Origin of the sequence: Streptomyces sporangiiformans (assembly GCF_005768555.2) — a bacterium.
GTDB lineage: Bacteria > Actinomycetota > Actinomycetes > Streptomycetales > Streptomycetaceae > Streptomyces > Streptomyces sporangiiformans.
Map to the genome: position 1 here is coordinate 35,060 of NZ_VCHX02000123.1, position 23,937 is coordinate 58,996.

Below are 23,937 nucleotides of genomic sequence, written 5' to 3' on the forward strand. Positions count from 1 at the left end.
CGATCTTCGCCGTAGACAGCCGCCCACGACCAGCATGAGCATCCCGGAGACCGATCACACCAGCCCCTTGACCGGCGACTTCAGGATGAACAGAGCTCAATGGATGCGCGCCGAGCTCGAGGGGCGCGCACTCCCGTCCGGACGGCCGCTCCAACTGGCTCTGCACATCGACGGCGTACGGCTGTCCAGCTTCCCGCTCCACCACAGCCGTACGAGGCGGCGGGTCCGTGAGCGTGTACCTCGGCGGGTGCGCGCCCCGGTGCCGGCCCCTCTGGATGATCCGTGGGTCTGTGTCGAGGAAGTCCCCGGGCAGCTGGGACTGTTCGCGCCGTGGCCGCGGTCCTTCACGCGCGAGCACGGGCGCCGGCTCCGCGGCCGACGACACATCGCGGGTCTGCCGCGCCTTCTGGCAGTCCTTCAGGAGATGGCCGCCGAGCGTGGGGTGGGCGAGACCTGGATGTTCCACACCGGTGACTGCGCCCGGCTCGCGCTCGCCTCACGGCCGCCGGACGAAGATCTGGTGCGGCCCGAGGCGCTGGTGGACCTGCCGCAGATGCGTCCCACGCTGCTCGAAGCCCTGGACCGGGCCGGCCTGCTGGCGCGGTGGCGGCCGCGGCTCGTACCGTCCTGGATGTCGCGGGGGCCCGGCAGTTGCCGGGAGTGCCTGGCCTGGACGAACGAGCGGGAACAGCGCTGCGCACTCTGTCTCAGCTGGGGCATGGACCGCTCTCCCAGGCCGTGTCATCGCTGCGGGCGCGTTCTGCCACTGCGTGACGACCACTGCCGCCGGTGCGTCCTCTTCCTCTCCGAGACCCAGTACGACCTCGACGGCGTCGCTCTGGCCGGTGGCGACCAGCTATGGTTCGGCGGGCCGTTCGCACCCCACCTGCGGGTCGACCACGACCGGGCCGGCGAGCCGGACGGCCTCTACGGCTGGCGCCGTCTGCAGGCCAAACGCCGCGCTGCCATCCAGACTTCGCGCGCCGCCCGCCTCGTCTCCCCGCATCTCGCGCTGCCCGGCCAGTTGGACCTGTTCCCTCTCGCGCGCGACTGGTCCCGTGTCGACGACCGGCGTCTTCCGGCGCTGACTCCCTCGGCCCAGGAGGTCCTGGACGGCTTCGTCGCCCACATCCGCGAGCGCGGCTGGAGGCGGCGGGCCCTCAGTACGAGCATCCGCACCCTGCGGGTCCTGGTCGCCCACCTGGGCGCCGAAGCACCCCTGCGGGAAGAGGACGTCCGCCTCCTCGCCCGCCGCCACGACTTCAACGGCGCCCGGGTCGTCAACTACCTGCGGGTGACGGGCCGGCTCCTCCCTGACCGCCGCTCCGATGCCGCCTCGGCCCGCGCCCGTCGCCTCGCCGACACAGCCCCGCAGCCGTTCCGCGCCGCGGTCCACCGGTGGATCGATGTCCTCTCCGGCCAGGCCACCCGGCCCAGCGTGCCGCTGGCCCCGACGACGGTCTGCGCCTACGTACGCCGCGTCTCGCCGTGTCTTCGCGCCTGGTACGAGGCCGGCATCGGCGATCTGCGCGCCGTAACGGGTGAGCACGTCCGGGAGGCACTGAAGGCGTTGAAGGGCGAGGAGGCCAAGGCCCTTGCCACGCCGCTGCGTTCGCTCTTTCGCGCGCTCAAACGCGAGAAGCTGATCTTCAGGGATCCCACCCGCTCCATCGTTCTGTCCGGCATCCGGAAGCTGCCCGTCCCACTGCCCGACGACCACCTCCACGGCGTCCTCGACCAGCTTCCCGGGACGCGCAACCAGCTCAGCTTCGTGCTGGCCGCCGTCCACGCCCTGAGCACCCACGACCAGCGCGGACTGCTGCTCGACGATGTGGACCGCAGCCAGGGCCGCCTCACCGTCCGCCGCCCCGGACGGCTCCACCACACCGTCTACCTGGACGACGTCACCTTCCGCCTCCTCACCCGCTGGCTGACCGAACGTCACCGGAGATGGCCTACCACCACCAACCCCCACCTGCTGGTCACCGCACTGACCGCCACGGACGACTCCCACCCCCAGGTCAACCCACAGGCCATCACCAAGGCTCTGCGCCGTCTCGGCCTGCAGATCACCCGCCTGCGCGTGGACCGCATCCTCGACGAAGCGAAACACACCCGGGATCCACTCCATCTCATCCGGCTCTTCGGACTGTCCCCCATCACGGCCATGAAATACCTCCGAGCGGCCCACCCCGCGGGCACACGCCCCGATCCCATCTCGGAATGACCCACCCGCCCTCACCAACAGCGCCCGAGCTGCCCGCCGACCGCACGTCCCTTGGCGGCTCAGCTAGTTGTCCGTGATCGCGGACGGTCCGATGATCAGCGACCTCGCAACGACTCTGCTGTCAGGTGCTCGGCGCAGGGCGCGCTCCGGTGCGCCCCGTACCACAGGCCGAGCGGGCGATCTTCCTGTTCGCCGTCCGACAGGCCCGGCAGAACCGGCAACGGGTGCCATCCGCACGGCAAGGTGGCAGGTGTCCGCCGCAGACTCAGTCCGCGTCTTCGAGCCCGGTCCGTGCACGCGGATCCGGGGGCGGGACTCCGAACGGCCCGCTGTGCGCGGGTCCGTGTTCCCCTCCCGCGCGTCCCGGGACGCACGACCTCAGGAGCACACCTTGTCTCTGCTGTTCCCCTCACCCTCCCGCAGGACCACCGTGCGGATGGGCCGGAGGATAAGGAACAAGCTCACCGGCGCCTACCGCCAGCGCTTCATCCTGACATCAGGCAGGTTCGCAATGATCGACGACGGGCTCGGCTTCCAACTCGTGCCCTGGACTGCAGCCCTCGAGGGGAAGCTGGGCCAGCATGTCTCCGGTGTCGCCCGGGGCGACGGCGGTGTCGATTGGGGTTTCAGCCGGAAGCGGGGACTGAGCCGATAGCCAATGTCCGGTGTTGGCCCATACCAGTCGTTGGCGCTTCACGCTGGCAAGGGTCTGCTACTGGGCCCCGCAGCAGACCCTTGCGAACCGCGCCGTTAATCACAAGGCGGGTCAGCGCGCTGAGGATCTCAAGAGAGTCGCTACTACGCTCGTCTTGCTTGCCTACAGCGAACTAGCGCGACACTTCGATCTCTCTAGAAGAGCATGCGATCCGCCGTTGTATGAAGACCGCGTGATGCGGCAGCCGCACATCGCATACTTTGGCTGTACTCTCGCCTTACAGCCAAAGCATTCTCCACTTCTGCCGACGCTGGCGCGTCACTTCACGCGCATCATTCTGCCCGTCGGGACGTATCAGACTTTAATTGCGAACAGTTTTTCCGCATTTCGGAACGCAATTTTTTCCTTGGCTTCGCGCGGCAAAGCGACTCCCCGGAACCAGTCGGTTTGAGTTTTAATATTTGCAAACGGGTAGTCGGTTGCAAACATCACTCGATCCACACTTATGTGCTTCAGTAGGAGATCGAGCAGTTCAGTCTGGGGGAATGCGCTGGTTGTGAACCAGAAATTGTCATGGAAATACTGCTCGAACGGCTTGTCCAGGCTCTTCTTGGTCACTTCGCTCATCTTCTCCACGACGCGTTCGTAGAAGAACGGAAGGCCCTCTCCCATGTGGCCGATGATAATCTGGAGCTTCGGATACCTGTCGAATACTCCTGAGGTGATCATTCGGAGGCACTGAGTAACGACTTCCTGGTGCCATCCATATGCGGAGATGCTGAGAACCTGGTCCTGGAACTCTTTCTGATATTCCGGCCGCATATTGCTGTAGTAGATTTCGAAAACCTCGTCAGGCGGCAGGCCCGGATGGATGTATATCGGCACATCAAGGGCTTCGGCGCGCGCCAGCAGGGGCTCAAAGTCGGGATGGTCGAGAAATTTCTTCCCGATGATTCCATTGGTCAAGCATCCCAGGAAACCATCTTCCCGAACTGTGCGTTCCAGTTCGTCTGCCGAGGCCACCGGATTCTGCAGAGGCAAGGTTGCAAATGCCTTAAACCGCCCCGGATAGGTGGCCATCGGTCCATCGACGAGCAGCTTGTTGAGACGATACGCAAAATCGATGCCCTTCTGACCTTTGACATTCTGCACACCTGGCGTATGTGCGGAGAGGATTTGAACGTTGAGCCCCGCCTCATCCATTGCTCCGATGCGGCGCGGGCCGAGCTCGGCAAGACCAGTATCCTCGAGGAACAGCCTGTCGTTCAGCACCATCAACTCATGGGTGGAAAAGGTCTCTTCCGTGCCGATGAAGGGCAGGTCCTGGTCTCGCAGTGAAAAATCCGTAGTCTCGTTCGCTGCCGCGCGGGAGGCAATGGCATGCGTGGACAAGCCGGCACCAATGCCAAGTGCTGCCGTGCCGGCTAGAAAGCCGCGGCGTCCCGTCGTGAGGTGCTTCAGAGGGTTTGCGTTGGACTTCATGTCAGTTTCCCCTCAGGTATTTGTGTGGTGCGGTATCCGTGCGGCATCCGTCTGCAAGACACGACGGGTTACCTCGCTTATCTGGATGCCTACTTCCTACTAAGCGAACCTGAGACGAACGTTAATACGGCCGCTCAGCCCGGTTGGCCGAACCAGGTGCCCAGCGCACGCACCAGCGTGGTGGCGTCGAGGTCCTGCCCGGTAGGCAAGGCCCAGGCGACACAGCCGTCGGGCCGGATCAGCAAGGCTTCGACGTCCACCCGGTCCGTGCGGGCGGTGACGGTGTTGATCCGTCCGGTCCACGCGGCCGCGGCGTCGCGGACCTCCGCGCGGTCGACGAGGTCCAGCAGGAGTCCGCAGCCAGGTCCAGGCGACGCAAGGTGAGAAACCGCAGGTCGACCGCAATGTCGTCGCCGCGGTGAACCGGCTGAAGGTCACATCGCATGCGCGCCTGATCCGCAATGACGAAGGCATGCTTCGCGTCCGTCTTCCCATCGCCCCGGTAGGATCCGGAGGCGTGATGGACGGTGCTGCCGGGGATGTAGAGGACCTTTTGCCCGTGGTCGGTCAGCAGCGCGATCATCAGGGCAGCCCAGTCGGCGTTGAGGTCGATCGCCCACGTCACCGGCTCACCGCCGCTCAACTCCAGCACATCGCTGATCAGTTTGAGCAATGCATTCTCGTCGTTGACCAGGCTGCGACAGCTCCCGCGTGCCGTCAGCACCGAGCACCACGCAGTGGTGCTCGGCCTTGCCTGCGTCCATACCAGCCCAGAGTTGGGGCACGGCCGCCTCCGAAGTCGTTCCTCTATCTGTCGCAGGACGACCTCGCCAGCGTGTCCTTACCAAACGATCTTTGCCGTGCATCCCAATGAGTCGCCGGGTCGTCGCGGGATGCCGGGCGGCCAATCGTTTGAAGCCACCACTGGGCTGGAGACACGCAGCCACACCCAGCATCCCTGGGCCTTCCGATCCTACGAGTGACCGGAATCAGCCCCAGGAACAACGTAAGGAGACACGACCCTCACCGCGGCCGGTACTTCAAGCCCCAGCGCCTACACGCAGACAAAGCCTACGACCGCGCCGACCTGCGCAGATGGCTCCGATGGAAACGTATCGGAGTTCGCATCGCCCGGAAAGGCATCGAATCCAGCGAGCGATTAGGGCGTCGGAGGTGGGTGATCGAGCGCACGATGTCATGGCTGTCCGGTTACCGCAGACTCAGTCCCCGCTACGAGCGCCAGCCCCGCAACTACCTGGCATTTCTCGGACTTGCCGCCGCCCTCTGCTGCTACAAGCGCCTCGTCCGCCTCACCACGTAGGACACGATCTTAGGCATCCGTAAGAGCACGGCCCGCGGGCACCACAGCGGCGACGCTCTAATCCTGGCCTCAGGTTGATCGGGGACAATGAGCGGCAAAAGCATCGACTGGAGGGGGGGCGGGCCGGCGTGCGGATCATGATCGCGGATGACGAGGCGGCCATCCGTGAGTCGCTGGAGCGGGTGCTCCAGGTCGAGGGTTACGACACCAGCACCGTCGCCAACGGTTTCGCCGTGCTCGACGGGGTCGGTGGGGCCAGCGGTGACACGCTGGATCTGCTGATCCTCGACGTGATGATGCCCCGCCTCGGCGGGTTGGAGACCTGCCGGCGGTTGCGGGCCGCGGGCCGGGATCTGCCGGTGCTGATGCTGACCGCCCGTGACCAGGTCTCCGACCGGGTCGCGGGGCTGGACGCGGGCGCCGACGACTACCTGCCCAAGCCGTTCGCCACCGAGGAGTTGCTGGCCCGGGTGCGGGCCCTGCTGCGCCGGCGCACGACGACCGACGAGGAGTCGCAGATCCTGTCGTTCGCCGACGTCCGGCTCGATCCCGACAGGTTCGAGGCGTGGCGGGGCGCGCGGCCGCTGCGCCTGACCCGGACCGAGTTCTCCCTCCTGCAGGTCCTCGTGTGCAACGCGACCCGGGTCGTGACCCGCGACGCGCTGTTCGGGGCGATCTGGGGCTTCGGCATGAGTTCCACCGCCAACAACCTCCAGGTATACGTGAGCTACCTGCGCCGCAAGATGGAGGCCGAGGGTGAGCCGCGATTGATCTACACGCTGCGCGGCCTGGGATACACGTTGCGGGAGACTCCTCCGTGAGCAGGCCCGCCGGCCGGGAACCGCGCCGGCTGACCCGATGGTGGCGCCGGCGGTCCCTGCGGGCCAGGCTGACGGTGATCGCGGCGACGGCCATCGCGGTCAGCGTGTTCGTGGCCTTCCAGGTGGCCAGCGAGCTACTGGACTGGGAGCTGCAGGACACCGCCGAGAATCAGCTGCGCGCCGACTCCCGTGTCCTGGCGACGAACGCGGAGCGCGCCGGTCTGGCGCAGGTCCAGCTACCGCCGTATCCCGGATCCGGTCGGCTGGTGCGGGTCATCCTGCCCGACGGCTCGATCCGGACGCCGGCCGGCCAACCCGCGCTGCCCCCGGTCAGCGAGGACGCCGGGCGCGTGGCGCAGGGCGCGTCGGCCGACCTGATGGAGTCGAACGACAGCGACGAGGACGGCTACATCATCTACACGCTGCGGGCGGGCGACGGCGCGGTCCAGGTGGCCCGCGTCGTCGACGACAGCCCGATCAACCGGTTCGGGTTGGGCATGCTGGTGATCGGGCTGCTCTGCGTGGTCGGCGGCGCCCTTGTCGGGCGGACCGTGGCACGGACCGGGCTGGCACCGATCGACCGGCTGACCGCCGCCGCGGTACGTGTCGCGCACACCCGGGATCTCCACGCCGACATCCCGGATGAGGGCGGTGGGGAGATCCGGCGGCTGATCCAGTCGATCAACGACATGCTCGCCGCGCTCCGCGACTCCCGGCGGGCCCAGCGGCTGCTCGCCGAGGACGCCGCCCACGAGCTCAAGACCCCGCTCACCAGCCTGCGCCTCAACGCCGAGCTGCTGATCCGGCTCGATCAGCGCGGCACCCTGGACAGCGCACTGCCGGCGGAGAGCCGGACCCGGCTGCTCAACGATCTCGGCGCCCAGGTGGCCGAGTTGAGCACCCTTGCCGCCGAGCTGACCGACCTGGCGCGCGGTGACGTCAGCGACGAGAGCACCGAGGTGCTCGACCTCGCCGACGTGGTGGTGGCCGCCGCGACCCGGGCGGGTTCTCGCGTGCCCGACATCGAGGTCGCGCTCGACGTGACCTCTGTGTGGGTGAGCGGGCGTCCCGCTGCGCTCGAGCGGGCGGTGCTCAACCTCATCGACAACGCCGGCAAGTGGTCCCCCGCGGACCAGCCGGTCCAGGTCCGGCTCCGTGCCGAGGGCGCGTCGGCGGTGCTCGAGGTCGACGACGCCGGGCCGGGTATCGACGCCGCCGACGTACCGCGGGTGTTCGACCGGTTCTACCGTGCCGACAGCGCCCGGGCGTTGCCGGGATCCGGTCTGGGGCTGTCGATCGTGCAGCGGGTCGTCGACGCCCACGGCGGCCGGGCTGCCGTCGCCCGCTCCGCGCGCGGTGGCGCGCTGCTTCGGGTCGACCTTCCGGCTGCGGCCCCGCCCGCCCCGATCGCGCGGCTCACCGCCGGGGGATGACACCGCGGTGCGCTGACCCGCCCCGGCGGCGCGGCGCGGGACAAGGGACGGCGGCCCTCGGGCATGGCCCCGCGCGGCTCACCGTCGGGGCAGGACACGGTGCGCCGACCCCAGCCCCGGCCGCACGGCGCAGGACCAAAGGGCGGCGGCCGTCGGGCCCATGAAAAAATCCGGAACGGGCCTGGGGCCCGTCCCGGATCTCGTCCGTGCCGCCGCGCTCACCGTTGCAGCGCGGGCTCCTCGTCGTCGGCGAGCGACTGTTGACCGTCCGGCAGCTCCGCCGCTGGACGGGACAGCCGGCTTGGCCACCACATCCGCCGGCCGATCAGCAAGGTGAGGGCGGGCACCAGGACCGACCGCACCAGCAGGGCGTCGAGCAGCACGCCGAAGGCGACCAGGAACCCGACCTCGATCAGCATCACCAGCGGAAGTGTGGCGAGGACCGCGAACGTGGCCGCCAGGACCAGGCCTGCCGAGGTGATGACGCCACCGGTGGCGGAGAGGGCTTTGAGCATGCCCTCTCTGGTGCCGAGACGCACGGTCTCCTCCCGGGCCCGGCTGGCCAGGAAGATGTTGTAGTCGACGCCGAGCGCCACCAGGAACAGGAATGCCAGCAGCGGCACCGAATAGTCGACACCCTCGAACCCGAGGATCGTGTCGAAGACGAACACGCTGCCGCCGAAGGCTGCGGCGAATGAGACGATCACGGTGGCCATCAGGACCAGCGGGGCCAGGATCGCGCGCAGCAGCAGCCCGAGGACGATCAGGACGACGGCGAGCACCAGCGGGATCACCAACTTCTCGTCGCGCTCGGTGGTCACCTCGGTGTCGAGGTTCTCCGCACTCGGCCCGCCGACGATCGCCTCCGCCCCGCCCACCGCGTGCACGGCGGTGCGCACCCGCTTGATCGTGTCGTACTCTGCGACGGTGTCCGGCGCGTCCTTCGGGAACACGGAGATGTTGGCCCAGCCACCGCTGGTCTGCTCCGGGATGGCCAGGGCCACACCGCGAGTGTCCTTGACGATGTCGAGCACCCGCTCCTGGTGCGCCGGCCGCGTGAAGATCGTCATCGGCTGGCCGCCGAGCTCCGGGAAGTGCTGGCGGAGAACGGTGAAGCCGGTGACCGACTCCGGCGCGGACAGGAACTGGTCCTGCTCCCGCAGGGCGCCGGTGTTGCCAGCCAGCCCGATGGCGAGCACGCCGAGGACTCCGAGCGAGCCGAGCGTCGCCACCCACCGGCGGCGGCTGATGGCGGTGCCGAGCCGTCCCCACAGCCCCGGCTTCTCCTCCACGGCCGTGCTGAACCGCGGGATGGCCGGCCAGAAGATCCGCCTGCCAAGCACCACGAGCACCGCCGGGAACAGCGTCAGCATGGCCACCAGCGCGCACAGGATGCCGGCCGCACCGATCGGGCCCAACCCGCTGGTGCTGTTCAGGTCCGCGACGAGCAGGCAGAGCAGGCCGGCGACCACGGTGGCCGCGGACGCGACGATGGCCGGCGCCGCGCCGCGTAGCGCGTGGACCATCGCGACCCGGACGTTCTCATGGTGGTGCAGTGCCTCCCGATATCGAGCGATGAGCAACAGCGCGTAGTCCGTGCCGACGCCGAATACCAGGATCGTCAGCAGCGCCGAGTTCTGGTCGTTGACCACGATGCCGAAGCCCTTGACGAGCAGGTAGACGGTCGCCATCGAGGTCAGTGCGGCCGCGCCAACGGCCACCAGCGGCATGATCCACAACACCGGGCTGCGGTAGGTGAGGATGAGCAGGAGCGTGACGACGACGATGGTGGTGAGGAGGACCTGCACGTCGATGCCGTCGAAGACAGCATCCATGTCGCCGTCGATCGCGCCCGGGCCGGTCACGTCGAGTTCCAGGCCGGAGGGGCGGTCCTTCGCGGCGTCACGCAACGGGCCGACGATGGCCTCCGGTTCGCCGTAGGTCGTGCTCACCTCGAGGGTGAACATCATCGCCTTGCGGTCGGTGGAGGGGCTCGTCGGTGAGCCCTCGTCGTCCTCGCCGGCCGCCGCCGTCGCCTTCGGCGGGTACCGCTTGGCAAGGGTGTTGTAGTGGCGCTCGACCGTCGCGCGGTCGGCGTCGGTCATGCCGCCGGCGCGGTGGTACACGAAGACGAACGTGTTGTTGTCACCGCCGGGGAGACTGTCGTCCAGCGCCGCCACCTTGGTGGACTCGGCACTGGCCGGCAGGGTGTCTACGGCGCTGTCGGTGGTGACCGAGCTCAACTTTCCGCTCAGCGGCACCATGCCCGCTGCCAGCACCAGCCATAAGCCAATCACCAACCAGGGCACCCACCGGCCTGCCAACCTGCCGGCCGGCGCTTCCCCGGACGGCGCTGTGTTGACTGCCATCACTAGCCTCCTACATACGGGTTGCATCGCTTATCTGGATGCCTACTTCGTACCGAGCGAACCTGAGGCGACTGTTAATACGGTGCTCAGGCCGGTTGGCCGAACCATGTGCCCAGCGCACGCACCAGCGTGGTGGCGTCGAGGTCCTGCCCGGTAGGCAAGGCCCAGGCGACACAGCCGTCGGGCCGGATCAGCAAGGCTTCGACGTCCACCCGGTCCGTGCGGGCGGTGACGGCGTCCACGCGGCCGCGGCGTCGCGGACCTCCGCGCGGTCGACGAGGTCGGGCAGGAGCCCACGCCCATCACGCAGAAGGTCCGCCGACCGGGTCACCGCGGTGACGACGTCGGGGTCGGGCCGCTCCAGCGTCAAATTCATGTCCGGGCACAGGGTGCCGACGAGCCGGTGGTCGTCGCCCAGGTCGTACCGGACGTCCATGCCGGCGAGCATGTCGGCGACGTACCGGTGGGCGTCGTCGAGGTCCATCAGGTCGGAGAACATCTCCCACAGCGCCCTCGTCTGCGGGTCGGGTCGCATCAGGGCGATCTGGGTCCAGGTGTTCTGCAGCAGGCGCGCCGCGACCGGATGCCGTTCGGTGGTGTACGTGTCGAGGATGTCCTCGCCGACCCAGCCGCATACCACGGCCGCGAGCTTCCAGCCGAGGTTCGCCGCGTCGACGATACCGACGTTGAGGCCCTGGCCGCCGACCGGCGCGTACACGTGGGCCGCGTCCCCGGCCAGCAGGACCCGGCCGGCCCGATACGTGGTCGCCTGCCGCGCGGTGTCGATCCAGCGGGTCCCGGACAACATCGTGGTGATCGTGACATCGGTGCCGCTCACCCGCCGGATGCTGTCCTGCAGCTCCTCGACGGTGAGCGGCTCGACCTGCCGCGGCGGGCCGACGAACTCCACTGTGGACATCCGGCTCACCCCGAGCCCGTGCACGTACACGCCGTGCGGCGTGTTGAAATCCTGGCCGCAGCTTCTCCTGGTCCACCATGTCGACCACCGCCATCCGACCGGTGACGGTCGCGTCGGTGCCGGCGGCGGCGCGAGCACCAGCGACGACGCGTGCAACGTGGACGAGTCGCCCGAATCCGGCGGGCAGGGCGGCAGCGGCAGCTCGGCTGTTCCCGGCCTCGGCGGTCCCAGCGAGCTGGGCGGCATCGGCGGCGCCGGCGGCCTCGGCGGTACCTTCGGCAGGGCGTTCCACGGCGCCAACGGCAAGGTGAAAATCACCTGGAAACCGAGAACTGACCCACGGCACCGTCGGCCCGTCGTCGCGGTACCTCCGCCGGACCACGGCCCTCGCGCGACGGGCCTGCCCCGCAGTTCCCGGCCGGCCGGTCCCCGCCCTGGCAGCCGACGTCGGCTGCCGCCAGGACGAGCAGGCCCGTGACCTCTGCACCCGCCTGCAACGAAGTCCCAGACGTGCAACGCGCGAAACACCGGACAGCGGAGGGAGTCGCCTCATGCGAGAGCTGCCGCAGGGCCCACCGTCCCGGGTCCGTAACGGTCGTTGAGCCGGTCGATGACCGGCTCAACCCGCAGCCGCGCCTCGCGGGCGCCGTCCAGTGTCAACTGCGTGTGGGCGAGCCCTCCGTCCACGGCCTCCGCGACCAGCGTGAGGCGCCGTATCCGGGCGCGTTGCAGGCCGAAGCCGTCCAGGACGCCGTACACAGCACGGCGAAGATCGTCCGTGTGCGCCGAAGGAGCAGCCAGCGTACGAGCCTTCGACACCTCCGTCCGGTCAGCCATCCGCACCACCACCGTGACCGAACGCGCCGCCCGCTCACCCGCCCGCAGCCGGGCCCCGAGCTCCGCGGCCAGCCGCAGAGCCGCAGAGCGGACCTCGAAGCCGTCCAGGACATCCACGGCGAAGTCGGCCCGGACGCTGACCGTCTCCGCCGCACGGCCCGGCACGACCATCCGATGGTCCACTCCCCGCGCGCGCTCCTGCAGCGCGCGGCCCGGCCGTCCCAAGATCCGCAGCACCGTGGCACCGGGCAGCACGGCCAACTGCCCGATCGTCAAGACCCCCAGGGAACGGAGCGCCGTGGCCTGCGCCCGCCGGATCCCGTACAACTCGCCGATTGGAAGCGGCCCGAGGAAATCCGCGGTGTCGGACACCGGCACGTGAAGGACGCCGCCCGACCCCGTACGCGAGGACGCCATGGCCGCAACGCTCCAGGACGGACCGATCCCCACGACCGTGCCCAGGCCGTACAGAGCAGCCGCCTGAAGCCGCAGCCGCTGCGCCAGACCGACCGGGCCGACGCCGAACAGCCGCAGAGCGCCGCCCACCTGGGCAACGGCCGCCGACGGCGCCAACGACTGGGCGAGCGGGGTGAACCGCTCGATCACCTCCATGAGCTCCGCGAGCCCTTCACCCTGACGAAGCCTCACGTGGAGGAAGACCGCCTCCCTCACCACGCCCTCCCGAACGCAGCCTCTACGAGCCCTTGCCGCTTCAACCGGCCGTACGATCGCCGTCTCGGCCCCGGGCGGCCGGCCAGTTCACGGTCTTGGGCCTTCAGGAATCCGCGAACCTGTCGGCTTCCTGTTCACCCTGCCGCGACCGGTACCCCATCCGCAGAGCGTGTCGGCTGCCGAAGCCACCTCAGCTTGAACCCCGCGAATACATATAGCGGCCCCTCAGTTTTGGCAGCCCTTGGAGTCATGCGGTGGGAGCGTCGAGGAACTCGCCATGCTGAATCCCTGCCGGGTATTGACCGAATCGATCGCCCTTGGCATGCCAGTGGGTGATGGCCATACATCCGGATGCCGGGCCCGCGGCGAGTATCAGTGCCTCCATGGTGACGCCTCCCCTCGATGTTCCGCGACGGCGGCGCGGGCGGCGCGGGCGTCGGAGAGCGGCACCACGATGCTGGTCACCAGCCGTGTGATGCCCATACGGGCAGGGGCCTGGGCTGGCTGGTCGAGCTGGAGCACCAGCGTTTCCGGCGCTCGTCCGGGTACCCGGAAGCCCGACGGTGAGGGCGCGGCCTCGGAGGCGGTGGCGGTCTCGACGCCGGTCACGGTCTCCAGTGGGATGTCCATGCTCTGGTGTGTGCCCCACCGCAGGACGATCCGTACCGTCGTGACGGTGTGCGGGCGCACCCTCCCGGCGAGGGCGAAGGCCGCGGCGGCCGCCGCCGCGTACAGCAGGACGATGCCGCCGACGATGGTGAGCGGGATCACCGCGACACCTACCAGCAGCGATACTCCTGCGGCCGCCAGCAGGACCGCCACGGCGGCGGCCGGCCCGCCGCTGCCGACCCTCCCCAGCCTGGTGTCGCCCGGCTGGGCTTGGGTGCGAAAGGCGAGGGCCAGGGCGAGGATGCCCCACACGGACACTTCATGGCGGACCATCTCGGCCACCGGCGGCGGCAGGAGAGAGAAGAACGCCTCTCTGAAGGCGGCGCGCCGCCCTCGGCCCGTCCTGCGCAGCCTGCGGTACAGGCTGACGAACGCCGCGCCGAAGACCAGACCCAGGATGGCCAGGGTGCCCTCGGTCACCACGAGGATGCCTGCGGCGATACGCCAGTCCAGCAGGCCGGTCGTCACCAGCAGGATCTCGACCAGCAGCACGACGAGCCCGGCCCACCGCAGCCGACGCAGCCAGGCAGGCACCTGCGGGGACGTGGCCGGGGCTGCGAGCTTCGGAACCTCCTCGGCCGTCCTGCCTTCCAGGACCTCGCGCATCGCCTTCATCGCACCGGGTGCATCGAGGACGTGGATATGGATCTCCCCTGCCGTTCCCACGATCGTGCCGGCTTCGACGCGGACCGGCTTGTGCAGTTTCAACACCAGATTGCTGGTGGACATGACGGGTACCGACAGCACACCGTCCTTGATCACGGCCGTCCGTTGCTGGTCGGATACGGTGCGCCGGGTGGTCACCTCGCGAATGAGGCCCATCGGGACACGCGCGTGGAAAGACGCTCCGTAGTGCACAGTCAGCATGCCGTTGGCAATGCGGTGCGGATAGGCACTCAGTGCGACCGCGAAACCGACCATCGTGTAGGCGGCTGCGCACCCGGCGGCGAGCGCGAGGACGCGGCTCCACGGAGCGGACAGCATCAGGTCGACCAGGACGATCTCCAGGACCGACAGGAAAAGGATCACCCCGACACCGAGGGCGCCCCCCTCCTGACTGGGGATCACCACTCCGTCCGTGCGCTTACGCAGGGCCTGCCACGGTGCCCGCAGAGCCGCGCCCAAGCTCGCGCCTCCACCGGTGATCACGGCACTCGTGATCACGCTTGCGTCACCGCGGCGGGCACGGACCCCTCACTCCTGCCACCGCAAGTCTGCGTCCAGGCCCGGATAACCTCGCGCAGGTCACCCCGGGGGTCTACGACCAGCAGGTCACGCACGTGGCCCAAACCGAGATCCCACTCGGGCAGCCGCCGCACGCGGGCCACGCCGACGGCGTTCCATAACCCGTACTCACGGTATTCACTGGGCCTTCGCGCGCGCTCGGTCAACGCTCGTTGACGGTGGTAACGGCACACAACTGGTGTGGGTACCTTGGCGAGCGCGAACAGTTCATCGATCCGCATGGCCCCCAGTAGAAACGTTGACGCTACGGCAATGTCAACACGGAAGCATGCGTACTGCAGTTCAGACACGGGCTTGTCCACACCCCCTTGGGGCACGACGACGAACCCTCTCAAAACACCCTCTCAGAGCTGACTTCACATCAGCAGCACTTGTGCAGCGGCACTACCGCGCATCAACTCCCTGATTTTTCGCCATCAATGTGCGGGGATGTCGCGGGTAGTTCCACAGTGATGCGGATCCCGCCGGCAGGGCGCGGGGTGAGGGTGAGTGTTCCGTCGTGTGCCTGGGTGATGGTTTTGACGATGGCCAGGCCGAGGCCGACGCCTGCGTGGCTGGTGTGCATGCGCTCGGTGCCGCGCTGGAATGGTTCGGTGAGGGTCGAGACCAGCTGTGGGGCGAGCTTCTCGCCGGTGTTTTCGACAGTGAGCTCCACAGTTTTGGGGCGGATGCTGGTCTTGACCCACACGGCGCCCTGTTCAGGCAGGTTGTGGACGATCGCGTTGTGCACGAGGTTCGTGGTCAACTGCAGCAGGAGCGCGTGTGAGCCGATGGTGGGGGTGATGTCGCCGGAGGTATCGATGGTGACGCCACGCTTTTCTGCCAGCGGAAGGAGCGTTTCGGTGGCTTCTTCCGCCAGGAGAGACAGGTCGATGGGTTCTCGGGTGAAGGACCGTTGGTCGGCGCGGCTGAGCAGGAGCAATGCTTCAGTGAGGTCGATCGCTCGGGTGTTGACGGCGTGGAGGCGGTCGATGACTTCGCCGGCGTCGTGTTTCGGATCGGTGCGGGCCACGTCGAGAAGTGCCTTCGAGATCGCCAGCGGGGTGCGCAACTCGTGAGAGGCGTTGGCTGCGAATCTCCGCTGTTCGGCGACGTGTGCTTCGAGCCGCGCGAGCATCGCGTCGAAGGCGTCGGCGAGTTCGCGGAACTCGTCTTTGTGGCCCGGCAGCTGGATTCGGTGGGAGAGTGATCCGCTCGTGGCCAGGCGGGTGGCGTCGGTGATGCGGGTCAGCGGGGCGAGCATGCGGCCGGCGAGGATCCACCCTCCCACGAGGCCGAACACGAGCAGGAACGCCATTACTGCGGCTGCCCTCGGAGCGAAAACGTCCAGGAGGACGGACCGAACGGGAAAAACACCGTTCGCGGGCTTGTCATCGGGGTTTTTGAGCATCGCACGGTCGGGGACATAACGGAGGAGGAACACCCACACCGCACCGAGCAGCAAGGCACCGGCAAGCATGAGGAATCCGGCGTAGCTGAGGGTGAGTTTGAGGCGAACGCTCAAACCAGGTGCTCTATCCACGGTCGTCTCCCTCGTGTCCGGCCGCCGGTTGCGTGTCGATGCGGTAGCCGACGCCTGGCACGGTGGCGATGAGCCAGGGTTCGCCGAGCCGTTTACGCAGGGCCGAGACGGTGATGCGTACGGCGTTGGTGAACGGGTCGGCGTTCTCGTCCCACGCGCGTTCCAGGAGCTTTTCGGCGCTGACGACACCGCCTTCGGCGGCGACGAGGACTTCGAGCACGGCGAACTGCTTCCTGGTCAGCGCGGTGTATCGGCCGTCTCGGTAGACCTCGCGGCGGAACGGATCCAGCCGCAGCCCTGCGATCTCTCGCACGGGCGGCCTGTTGTGCACGCGCCGGCGGTCGAGTGCTCTGAGCCTGAGCACGAGCTCTTGCAGCTCGAAGGGCTTCGTGAGGTAGTCGTCGGCGCCGAGCCCGAACCCGGTGGCCTTGTCGTCGAGCCGGTCGGCCGCGGTGAGCATGAGGATCGGCATGCCGCTGCCGGAGGCGACGATGCTCTGGGCGATCTCGTCGCCGGAGGGGCCCGGGATGTCGCGGTCGAGGACGGCGATGTCGTAGGTGTTGATGCTCAGCAGTTCCAGAGCCGTACCGCCGTCACCTGCGATGTCGGCCGCGATCGCTTCCAGGCGTAGGCCATCGCGGACGGCTTCTGCCAGATAGGGCTCGTCCTCGACTATCAACACACGCATGCTCCGAGGCTACGAGTCGGCACATATCGTCGGCGTATCGAAAACCACATACGTGCCGGCAACACCGCGCTGCCTTGACTGGCGGCATGAATCGAACCCCACCTTCAGCACGAACACCGACCCGCGGGATTCGATGGCTCCTCGCCGTCGGTCTGACAGCCGTCTTAGCAGTGATCACCGCAGCCCTCGGCCACCAGGGGTCGAAGTCCTCGTCCTCCTCGCCTTCCTCGCCCTCCTCCCCCTCGGCTGCACCGTCCTCGCATACTGATCGCAGTGAGCACCGTGGTGCGCTCGGCGAGGCCGGCGGTGTCGTCCCCGACCGCGTGACGGTCTTCGATGAGGCGATTCCGGCTGTGGGCAAGCTCGATCCAGATTTCCTCAAGGCCCTTCACCAGGCCGCGACGGCTGCCGCGGACGACGGAGTCGAGTTCTACGTCAACAGCGGCTGGCGTTCCCCGGAGTACCAGAATCAGCTTGTTCGCGAGGCGGTCTCCAAGTACGGGTCCGAAGAAGAGGCCGCCCGATGGGTGGCCACCGCGGCGACGTCTCCCCACGTGTCGGGGGACGCGGTCGACATCGGGCACTCCGATGCGACGGCGTGGCTGTCCGAGCACAGTGCCGAGTACGGGCTGTGCCAGATCTACCGGAACGAACCCTGGCACTACGAACTGCGCGCCAACGCGATCGATCGTGGCTGCCCGCGTATGTATGCCGACCTCACTCAGGACCCGAGGATGCAGCAGTGACCGGCAGTGCACGAGGACAGACGATGACGCAGGTGGAGACGGCGGAGACCGGACAGGGCGACGCCGGCCGCCGGGAGACCGGCTCCGGTACCTGGCGTGCGCGCATCCGCCGGGCGATCCGCATCGGCTCCCGGCCGGGGCCCTGGAAGCGCGGCCCGGTGCTCGCGGCGCTGGCGCTGCTGCTCGGCCTGCTCATGCTGCTGCACGCGAAGATCCCGAACCGGATCGGGAATCTCGGCAGCCTGGTGGAGACCCTCCTGCCCTGGTTCGGTCTGTTCGTCCCGGTGCTGCTGGCCGGGGCGCTCTGGCGCCGCTCCGCCTCCGCGGTCGTCGCGCTGCTACTGCCGGTCACGGTGTGGCTGAACCTCTTCGGCGGGCTGCTCGGCGACAAGTCCCACTCAGACAGTGACCTCACCGTGGTCAGCCACAATGTCGGCGCCGACAACCCCGACCCGGCCGGCACTGCCCGCGACCTGGCCGCCTCCGGTGCGGACCTGCTGGCACTGGAGGAGATCGCCCCGCAGGACCAGGGCACGTACGAGAAGGAGTTGAAGAAGGCGTATCCGTACCACACGGTCCAGGGCACGGTCGGGCTGTGGAGCAAGCTGCCGCTGTCGGACACCCAGCCGGTCGACATCAAGATGGACGCCGGGCCGCTGGCGGACACCAAGCCGCCCGACGTCAAGATGGCCTACAACCGGGCGCTGCGCACCACGGTGGCCACGTACCACGGGCCGCTGGCGGTCTACGTGGCCCACCTGGGGTCCGTACGCGTGAATCCCAGGGCGGGCTTCTGGACGGACTCGCGGGACAGAAACGCGCAGGCGCTCGGTAAGGCCATCGCCGCCGAGCAGAACAAGCGGGTGGTGCTGCTCGGCGACCTGAACGGCACCATGGACGACCGTGCGTTCGCCGACATCACCTCGCAGCTGCAGTCGGCCCAGGACGCGGCAGGGGACGGCTTCGGCTTCACCTGGCCGGCGAAGTTCCCGGTGGCGCGGATCGACCAGATCCTGGTCCGCGGCGTGGAGCCTGAGAGCTCGTGGGTGTTGCCGGCCACCGGCAGCGACCACCTGCCGGTGGCGGCAGGAATCAGCTGGTGAACACCGCGCAAAGCCGGCGGAGGGGATCGGCCGACGAAGCCGGCCCCAGCGCCACGGAAACCGGGCTGGTCTCCGAGCAAGGCCGCCGCGAGCGGGATGCCCTGCCCGTCGACGATGAGGTGGTGCTTGCTGCCCGGCCGTGCTCGGTCGACCGGGCTGGGACCACTTTTGGGCCCCGCCGGGCCGTCCTGACGTGCTCAGCGCTGCGCGTCGCAACCGCCGCCTGAGCCGCGGACGGCGTCGCGGGGGTGTGCGACGCTCGGCGTCGGAATCCGAGGACGGAGGTTTGACTGGCCCGGTCTGAGGGTCGACATCCACGTCTGTTCCTGTCTCTTCTTGACCGGCAACCCCTACCGGCTGTCATGGTCACGGAGATCGCGTCCCGTGAGGTGGTGCAGCCGGTTGAGCGTCTAGAACGCGCGCGTGGCTGCCCCAACCGGGCCCTTTGTGAGTGGGCTGCGTTCGACGTGCGCAGCAGCCTCCAACCGGTCGACCAGGTAGTCGGCGGTCTGCTCGGTCACCTGGGCGGCTTCCCGCCGGTTTACTGAGGCGGGTGCCGCCGACGTTCACGCGCTGCAGGACCTTGCTCTACGCCACGGTGACGTCGTTGCACCCGGCCTTGGTGATGACGGCGAAGACCCGGTTGGCCAGCGCCCGGTGGCGGCGAAGAGCAGTGACCCGAACTGTCTTCTCCTGAGGGGGGCGGCAGGCCGACGCCAGTTGTGGCATGTCATGTGCCCACTCTTCTGCCGGGGATGGCGAAGCCGGACTGATAGGCGATTACGACGAGTTGGGCACGGTCCCGGGCGCCGAGCTTGGACATGATGTGGTTCACGTGGGTCTTGGCGGTCAGGGGCGAGACGTGAAGCCATTCCCCGATCGCGTTGTTGGACAGGCCGGCGGCCACGAGGCCCAGCACCTGACTCTCGCGTTCGGTCAGCCTCTTCAACTCCGGCGCCGAGACACTCGTGGGGTCCGGTACGGCGAGGTAGCGACCGATGTACCCGGCTGTTGGTCCGTGGTCCCGGATCGGCCTTCCGTCACAGATCCGGAACGTGTCGGGAGCGATGCGGCAGGCAGACGAATCAGGAGGCGTGTCCGAAGAGGGGGGCAAGGCCGGGTCATGATCAGGCAGGGATATGGGGGGGGGCGGACGCCGGTGGCCCACGCCACCAGCCAATGACGCCGAACGATTTCGCCCACTATGGTGAAACACAAGCGGACAGCAGTCCGGCATGCTGAACGTAGCGGACGGGTGTCCGGTTAAGCAAGGGCTTCGGATGCAAGCCCAGGAGGAGGGCATGTGGAGTCAAGGACTGGCGGGCCACAGCGGTCGGACGCGCAGCGCAACCGGGAGCGCATCCTGGAGGTGGCGCTGGTCGAACTATCGCGTTCTCCGGACGTCCCGCTGATCACGATCGCCAAGAAGGCGGGCGTCGGACAGGGCACGCTCTACCGCAACTTCCCCAATCGCGAAGCGCTCATCCTCGAGGTGTACCGCCACGAGGTGCAGCAACTCACCGACAGTGCGGCCGAATTGCTGAGGACCACGGAGCCCGACCAGGCCCTGCGTACATGGATGGACCGCCTCGCCCGCTTCATCATGGCCAAGACCGGGCTGGCCGACGCGCTACGTCAGGCCGCCGGCGCGACGGGAGGGCCGGAGTCGTCGGGATACTCGCTGGTGGTCGGATCGATCGAATCCCTGCTCAATGCCAACCACGAGGCCGGCACCATCCGCCCGGGGGTGACCGCCGACGACTTCCTCCTCGCCATCGCCGGCATCTGGCAGATCGACATCCGCGGAGACTGGCACACCAAGACCACCCGGCTGCTGGACCTCGTCATGGACGGCCTGCGCGCGGGGGCGCCGGGGCGGCACTGAGGACAGCCGGGCCCGCGGCAGCGGCGAGAGGCCGGGAGGTGGTCGGCGGACTCCGTGCGACTTCCCCGCCCTGCCGTCTGCCGCTCTGGATCCGCTCGGTGAACACGTCCGGCTCGGCCCCTTCGCGCCGCGTCCCCCGCACCAGCCTCCGTGGACTCGCTGTCCGGCGTCCGTGCTCGGCCATGCCGGGATCCGGCCTTGCTAACCGGACAGCCGTCCGCTACCTTCTGAATAGCGGACAGCTATCCGGTTCGGCTCTGCTTTTGCAGCACACATGCGACCGCTGACGCGACAGGCGTACGCGCACCCCGCCCCACACGCTCACGGAAGATTCCCTTGCCATGAAACTGCTCATCCTCGGTGCGACCGGCCCCACCGGTCGCCATGTCGTCGACCTGGCCCTGCGCTCCGGCGACTCGGTCACAACCTTCGTACGCAACCCGGCGGCCCTCGGTGACCTGGCCGACAAGGTCACGGTGGTCAACGGAGACGCCACCTCGCACCGCGACGTCCTCGCCGGCGCGGCCGGTCACGACGCGATCGTCTCCGCCCTCGGCAGGAGCACCTCGGTGCGCGCCGACGAACTCTTCACGCGCTCCTCTGCGGCCGTGATCGACGCCGCGAAGGAAGCGGGCATCTCCCGACTGGTGTGGCTGTCCTCCTTCGGTGTCGGCCACACCCTCGACTGGTCGAGCACCACACAGAAGGCGATCTACCGCACGCTGCTGCGGTCGATCTACGCCGACAAGGACATCGCGGACGAGCGCATCCGCTCCAGCGGGCTGGACTGGACCGTGGTCTACCCGACCCGGCTGACCCACGGCCCCGCCAAGGGCGCCTACAAGGCGGGAGACCGGCTGCCGATGAAGGGCAACCCGACCATCAGCCGCGCGGACGTGGCCGCCTTCATGCACCAGGCGGCACATGACAGCGAATGGATCCACCGCAGCCCCGTGATCACCGACTGACGCCTCGCCAACACCTCGCGGCGGCCGCCCAGTTCGGCCAAGAGGGTCACCTGGATCAGGACACCGCCCCGGCAAACCGTGCTCGGCAATGACGGTGGCCCAAACCAGAAGGTGAACCTTGGCCTCGGTCGGCCACGCATCAACGAGTGGGATTTCGCAGAGCGGTGGAGCGACGAAGCGTCCTAGCAGTGAGATGCCCCTCGTGCGGCCCGATCAGCACGCCGCCTGGGCCGCCATTCACGAGACGCCCTCTGACCCGTGGTGCGCCCTGGACCGTGCCCGGGACCGGATATGACAGTTGTTATGGAGCTGTGTAGTCTGCCGCCCATAACGACTGTCATAGGAGGATGTCGTGACCATCATCACCGTGAACACACCCAAGGGGCGCCTGACCCTGGAGCAGCGCCGTGAGCTGGCCGAGACGCTGACGGACGCGGTACTGGTGCCCGAGGTGGGCCAGTTCGCTCCGGCCGCCCGGCCGGGGTTCCAGGTGCACTTCGTCGAGCGCGAGCGGGACATGATGGCCATCGGCGGCCGACTGCTGGCGGACGCCGGCCCGGAACTCGACGTGATGGTGATCGACCTCGCGGTCATGGACGCCGCCTGGCAGCCAGAGGTACGGGCCGAGGTGATCGAACGCGTGCTGGCTGCGCTGGCGGCGGCCTGCGGGCTGGAGAAGCCGGCGCCGGCCTGGTGGGTCAACTTCCGGGTGATCGACGAGGGCAGCTGGGGCTCGTCCGGCGGTGTGCTCTCGATCCTGCCGCTGCTTCAGAGCGGAGTGTTCACGGAGGAGCGGGTCAAGGCGGTCCGTGCCGCGCTGGGCATCTGATGCCGGAGGTGTCGAGCGGGAGCCGGGCTCAGTCCTTGACCGCGGCAAGGATGAGCGCCCGCAACTGCTCGGCGGTGCGATCGAGGGGCTGGGTGCTGCGCTTGGCACGGCACATGGCCACGGTTCCCTCGACGGCCGCGACGATGAGCGTGGCGAGGTCCGCCGCCCGCTCGGGCTCGGCGCCGTGCTCACGCAGGGAATCGGCGAGCAGTCCCTCCCATGTGGTGAAGACGTCGGCAGCCGCCGCCAGGACGGCGGACGTCTCACCAGGGGCCGGCTCCTCGATGGAGACCGCGAGGACGGGGCAACCGGCTCGGAAGTCACTGTCGACGACGATCTTGCGCCACAGAGCGAGGAAAGCTTGCAGACCGGCGACCGGACCAGCCCGCAGTTCCTTGCGCAGGTTGCGCGCGGTCCACTCGCCCGTGTAGCGCACGGCCTCGGTGACCAACTGCTGCTTGCCCTCGGGGAAGTAGTGGTACGTCGACCCGAGCGGTGCCCTGGCATGCTTGGCCGTCTCGCGGATGCTCGTCGCGTTAAGGCCACGCCGACTGATCATGTCGGCCGCACCGGCCACGATCCGCTCACGCGCTGACGGACTGGACTTGGTCACCTGCGAACCCCTATCTGACCCCTGAGCTATAACAATTGTCATAGTCTACCGTCATCGTCTCCTGTGGTGACTGTCGTAGTCCTGCTGTGCCGCCAAAACCGAAACGAAAAGCGTCTCAAGCCCAGCTTCGTCCGGGCCTTTGGCCGACCACGCCACCCAGATCTCCCCCCCCCCCCCACACACGGAGAAACACGATGCACACTCCCCTCACCGAGCCGCCCGCAGCAGCGGAAGCCGAGCACCTGGAGCGCCAGAGGGCGGCCATCACCCGCCTGGGGCACGAACTGCGCGCCCTGGTGGAAGCCACGGTCCGCACCGCCGCCTCGCACGACACTCTCCACCGCGCGGCGGACGGCGTCCGTCACGTCACCGGCCAGTTGACCGGGCGACGGCGCGCACGAGCGGAAGTCCCCGAAGTGGACGGGTTCCCCGGGGGGCCGCGGATGTACAGCCCTGTCGTCGGGGCGGGCAGCCCGCTGGCCCCGCCCGTGCACATCACGCCCACCGACGACGGCCTGATCGGTCACTGCACGCTGGGCTTCGCCCACGAAGGCCCGCCCGGCTACGGCCACGGCGGCATGAGCGCCATGCTCCTGGACGAACTCATGGGCCAAGCCTGCACCGCCGCTGGAACTCCCGGCCTGACCGTCTCCCTCCAGATGCGCTACCACCAGCCCATACCGCTGGAAACACCACTGCACATCCTCGGACGCGTCACCGGCACGAACAACCGCAAGATCTTCGTGACCGGAGCGATCACCACCCAGGCGGACCCTTCCACAAACCTGGTCACCGCGGACGGTGTCTTCATCGCGCCCGACCCCGACCAGGTCCGCGCACTGTTCCCCGGCATGCGGGAAGAAGCGTGACAGAGGGCCTGCGGAGACGTGGCCCGATCGGGCACCCCGCCACACCTGCGTGGCCATCTTCCGC

At 68.4% G+C, this 23,937-nt stretch carries 22 protein-coding genes and 3 pseudogenes; 12 read left to right on the forward strand and 13 right to left on the reverse strand.

What is annotated here, in order from left to right:
• Positions 1-103 precede the first annotated feature (103 nt).
• Together FGD71_RS16220 and FGD71_RS16225 are read left to right on the forward strand one after the other, a co-directional pair.
• On the forward strand, positions 104-2,227 hold the full coding sequence (locus FGD71_RS16220; RefSeq protein WP_119101166.1) for a site-specific integrase: 2,124 nt from the start codon (positions 104-106) through the stop codon (positions 2,225-2,227).
• A 391-nt stretch (positions 2,228-2,618) separates the two neighbouring features.
• On the forward strand, positions 2,619-2,882 hold the full coding sequence (locus tag FGD71_RS16225) for a DUF3363 domain-containing protein (protein ID WP_205571126.1): 264 nt from the start codon (positions 2,619-2,621) through the stop codon (positions 2,880-2,882).
• A 354-nt stretch (positions 2,883-3,236) separates the two neighbouring features.
• On the opposite strand, the gene FGD71_RS16230 is transcribed toward FGD71_RS16225, so the two are convergent.
• The 3 genes and pseudogenes from FGD71_RS16230 to FGD71_RS16235 all read right to left on the reverse strand — a co-directional run.
• On the reverse strand, positions 3,237-4,364 hold the full coding sequence (locus FGD71_RS16230; protein ID WP_119101167.1) for an amidohydrolase family protein: 1,128 nt from the start codon (positions 4,362-4,364) through the stop codon (positions 3,237-3,239).
• Between the two features lie 134 nt (positions 4,365-4,498).
• Positions 4,499-4,714, reverse strand: coding sequence for an aromatic-ring hydroxylase C-terminal domain-containing protein (locus FGD71_RS49910; protein WP_338120054.1), 216 nt, complete (start codon positions 4,712-4,714; stop codon positions 4,499-4,501).
• Between the two features lie 2 nt (positions 4,715-4,716).
• Positions 4,717-5,128: pseudogene (locus tag FGD71_RS16235) on the reverse strand (IS110 family transposase); the annotation flags it as partial.
• Between the two features lie 248 nt (positions 5,129-5,376).
• On the opposite strand from FGD71_RS16235, the pseudogene FGD71_RS16240 reads away from it, so the two are divergent.
• From FGD71_RS16240 to FGD71_RS16250, 3 genes and pseudogenes are all read left to right on the forward strand, one after another.
• Positions 5,377-5,685, forward strand: a pseudogene (locus tag FGD71_RS16240) (transposase); the annotation flags it as partial.
• A gap of 128 nt (positions 5,686-5,813) precedes the next feature.
• Positions 5,814-6,506: a response regulator transcription factor gene (locus FGD71_RS16245; protein ID WP_119101169.1), complete on the forward strand. Its 693-nt coding sequence runs from the start codon at positions 5,814-5,816 to the stop codon at positions 6,504-6,506.
• The gene (locus FGD71_RS16250; protein ID WP_119101170.1) at positions 6,503-7,939 is read left to right on the forward strand and encodes a sensor histidine kinase; all 1,437 of its coding nucleotides are present in this window, start codon (positions 6,503-6,505) and stop codon (positions 7,937-7,939) included. The genes FGD71_RS16245 and FGD71_RS16250 overlap by 4 nt, the downstream gene beginning before the upstream one ends.
• Positions 7,940-8,157: 218 nt before the next feature.
• Here the strand turns inward: FGD71_RS16250 and FGD71_RS16255 are convergent, their stop codons facing one another.
• The 3 genes from FGD71_RS16255 to FGD71_RS49670 all read right to left on the reverse strand — a co-directional run bounded on the left by FGD71_RS16255 (position 8,158) and on the right by FGD71_RS49670 (position 11,227).
• Positions 8,158-10,308, reverse strand: coding sequence for an MMPL family transporter (locus FGD71_RS16255; protein WP_119101171.1), 2,151 nt, complete (start codon positions 10,306-10,308; stop codon positions 8,158-8,160).
• Between the two features lie 86 nt (positions 10,309-10,394).
• Complete coding sequence (locus FGD71_RS50190) at positions 10,395-10,550, reverse strand: aromatic-ring hydroxylase C-terminal domain-containing protein (RefSeq protein ID WP_420878309.1); 156 nt, start codon at positions 10,548-10,550, stop codon at positions 10,395-10,397.
• Positions 10,499-11,227, reverse strand: a complete 729-nt coding sequence (locus tag FGD71_RS49670; protein WP_276147140.1) for an FAD-dependent monooxygenase — start codon at positions 11,225-11,227, stop codon at positions 10,499-10,501. The genes FGD71_RS50190 and FGD71_RS49670 overlap by 52 nt, the downstream gene beginning before the upstream one ends.
• 40 nt (positions 11,228-11,267) lie before the next feature.
• On the opposite strand from FGD71_RS49670, the gene FGD71_RS48865 reads away from it, so the two are divergent.
• The gene (locus tag FGD71_RS48865; protein ID WP_240436610.1) at positions 11,268-11,705 is read left to right on the forward strand and encodes a hypothetical protein; all 438 of its coding nucleotides are present in this window, start codon (positions 11,268-11,270) and stop codon (positions 11,703-11,705) included.
• Positions 11,706-11,776: 71 nt separating this feature from the next.
• Here the strand turns inward: FGD71_RS48865 and FGD71_RS16265 are convergent, their stop codons facing one another.
• From FGD71_RS16265 to FGD71_RS16280, 4 genes are all read right to left on the reverse strand, one after another.
• Positions 11,777-12,712, reverse strand: coding sequence for a DNA polymerase Y family protein (locus FGD71_RS16265; protein ID WP_140935903.1), 936 nt, complete (start codon positions 12,710-12,712; stop codon positions 11,777-11,779).
• Between the two features lie 396 nt (positions 12,713-13,108).
• Complete coding sequence (locus tag FGD71_RS16270; RefSeq protein ID WP_119101174.1) at positions 13,109-14,569, reverse strand: hypothetical protein; 1,461 nt, start codon at positions 14,567-14,569, stop codon at positions 13,109-13,111.
• A 475-nt stretch (positions 14,570-15,044) separates the two neighbouring features.
• Complete coding sequence (locus FGD71_RS16275) at positions 15,045-16,172, reverse strand: sensor histidine kinase (RefSeq protein WP_119101175.1); 1,128 nt, start codon at positions 16,170-16,172, stop codon at positions 15,045-15,047.
• A complete protein-coding gene (locus FGD71_RS16280) occupies positions 16,165-16,860 on the reverse strand; it encodes a response regulator transcription factor (protein WP_119101176.1) in 696 nt (231 codons plus the stop codon). Before FGD71_RS16280 ends, FGD71_RS16275 begins: the two co-directional genes overlap by 8 nt.
• A gap of 86 nt (positions 16,861-16,946) precedes the next feature.
• Here FGD71_RS16280 and FGD71_RS16285 point away from each other — a divergent pair, with 86 nt between their 5' ends.
• Together FGD71_RS16285 and FGD71_RS16290 are read left to right on the forward strand one after the other, a co-directional pair.
• Entirely contained in the window at positions 16,947-17,606 is a 660-nt protein-coding gene (locus tag FGD71_RS16285) for a M15 family metallopeptidase (protein WP_181359216.1), read from the forward strand.
• Between the two features lie 23 nt (positions 17,607-17,629).
• Positions 17,630-18,709: an endonuclease/exonuclease/phosphatase family protein gene (locus FGD71_RS16290; RefSeq protein WP_119101177.1), complete on the forward strand. Its 1,080-nt coding sequence runs from the start codon at positions 17,630-17,632 to the stop codon at positions 18,707-18,709.
• 77 nt (positions 18,710-18,786) lie between these two features.
• Here the strand turns inward: FGD71_RS16290 and FGD71_RS16295 are convergent.
• Positions 18,787-18,888, reverse strand: a pseudogene (locus FGD71_RS16295) (IS5/IS1182 family transposase); the annotation flags it as partial.
• A 551-nt stretch (positions 18,889-19,439) separates the two neighbouring features.
• Complete coding sequence (locus tag FGD71_RS48870) at positions 19,440-19,658, reverse strand: response regulator transcription factor (protein WP_338120053.1); 219 nt, start codon at positions 19,656-19,658, stop codon at positions 19,440-19,442.
• 354 nt (positions 19,659-20,012) lie between these two features.
• On the opposite strand from FGD71_RS48870, the gene FGD71_RS16305 reads away from it, so the two are divergent.
• The 3 genes from FGD71_RS16305 to FGD71_RS16315 all read left to right on the forward strand — a co-directional run bounded on the left by FGD71_RS16305 (position 20,013) and on the right by FGD71_RS16315 (position 22,391).
• Entirely contained in the window at positions 20,013-20,594 is a 582-nt protein-coding gene (locus tag FGD71_RS16305) for a TetR/AcrR family transcriptional regulator (RefSeq protein WP_119101179.1), read from the forward strand.
• A 341-nt stretch (positions 20,595-20,935) separates the two neighbouring features.
• A complete protein-coding gene (locus tag FGD71_RS16310) occupies positions 20,936-21,562 on the forward strand; it encodes an NAD(P)-dependent oxidoreductase (protein WP_119101180.1) in 627 nt (208 codons plus the stop codon).
• A gap of 352 nt (positions 21,563-21,914) precedes the next feature.
• Positions 21,915-22,391 (forward strand): tautomerase family protein, encoded by a 477-nt coding sequence (locus FGD71_RS16315; protein WP_119101181.1) that lies wholly within the window; start codon positions 21,915-21,917, stop codon positions 22,389-22,391.
• Positions 22,392-22,419: 28 nt separating this feature from the next.
• Here the strand turns inward: FGD71_RS16315 and FGD71_RS16320 are convergent, their stop codons facing one another.
• Entirely contained in the window at positions 22,420-23,004 is a 585-nt protein-coding gene (locus FGD71_RS16320) for a TetR/AcrR family transcriptional regulator (protein ID WP_240436611.1), read from the reverse strand.
• Positions 23,005-23,198: 194 nt separating this feature from the next.
• Here FGD71_RS16320 and FGD71_RS16325 point away from each other — a divergent pair, with 194 nt between their 5' ends.
• A complete protein-coding gene (locus tag FGD71_RS16325) occupies positions 23,199-23,873 on the forward strand; it encodes a PaaI family thioesterase (protein ID WP_119101183.1) in 675 nt (224 codons plus the stop codon).
• Positions 23,874-23,937 lie beyond the last annotated feature (64 nt).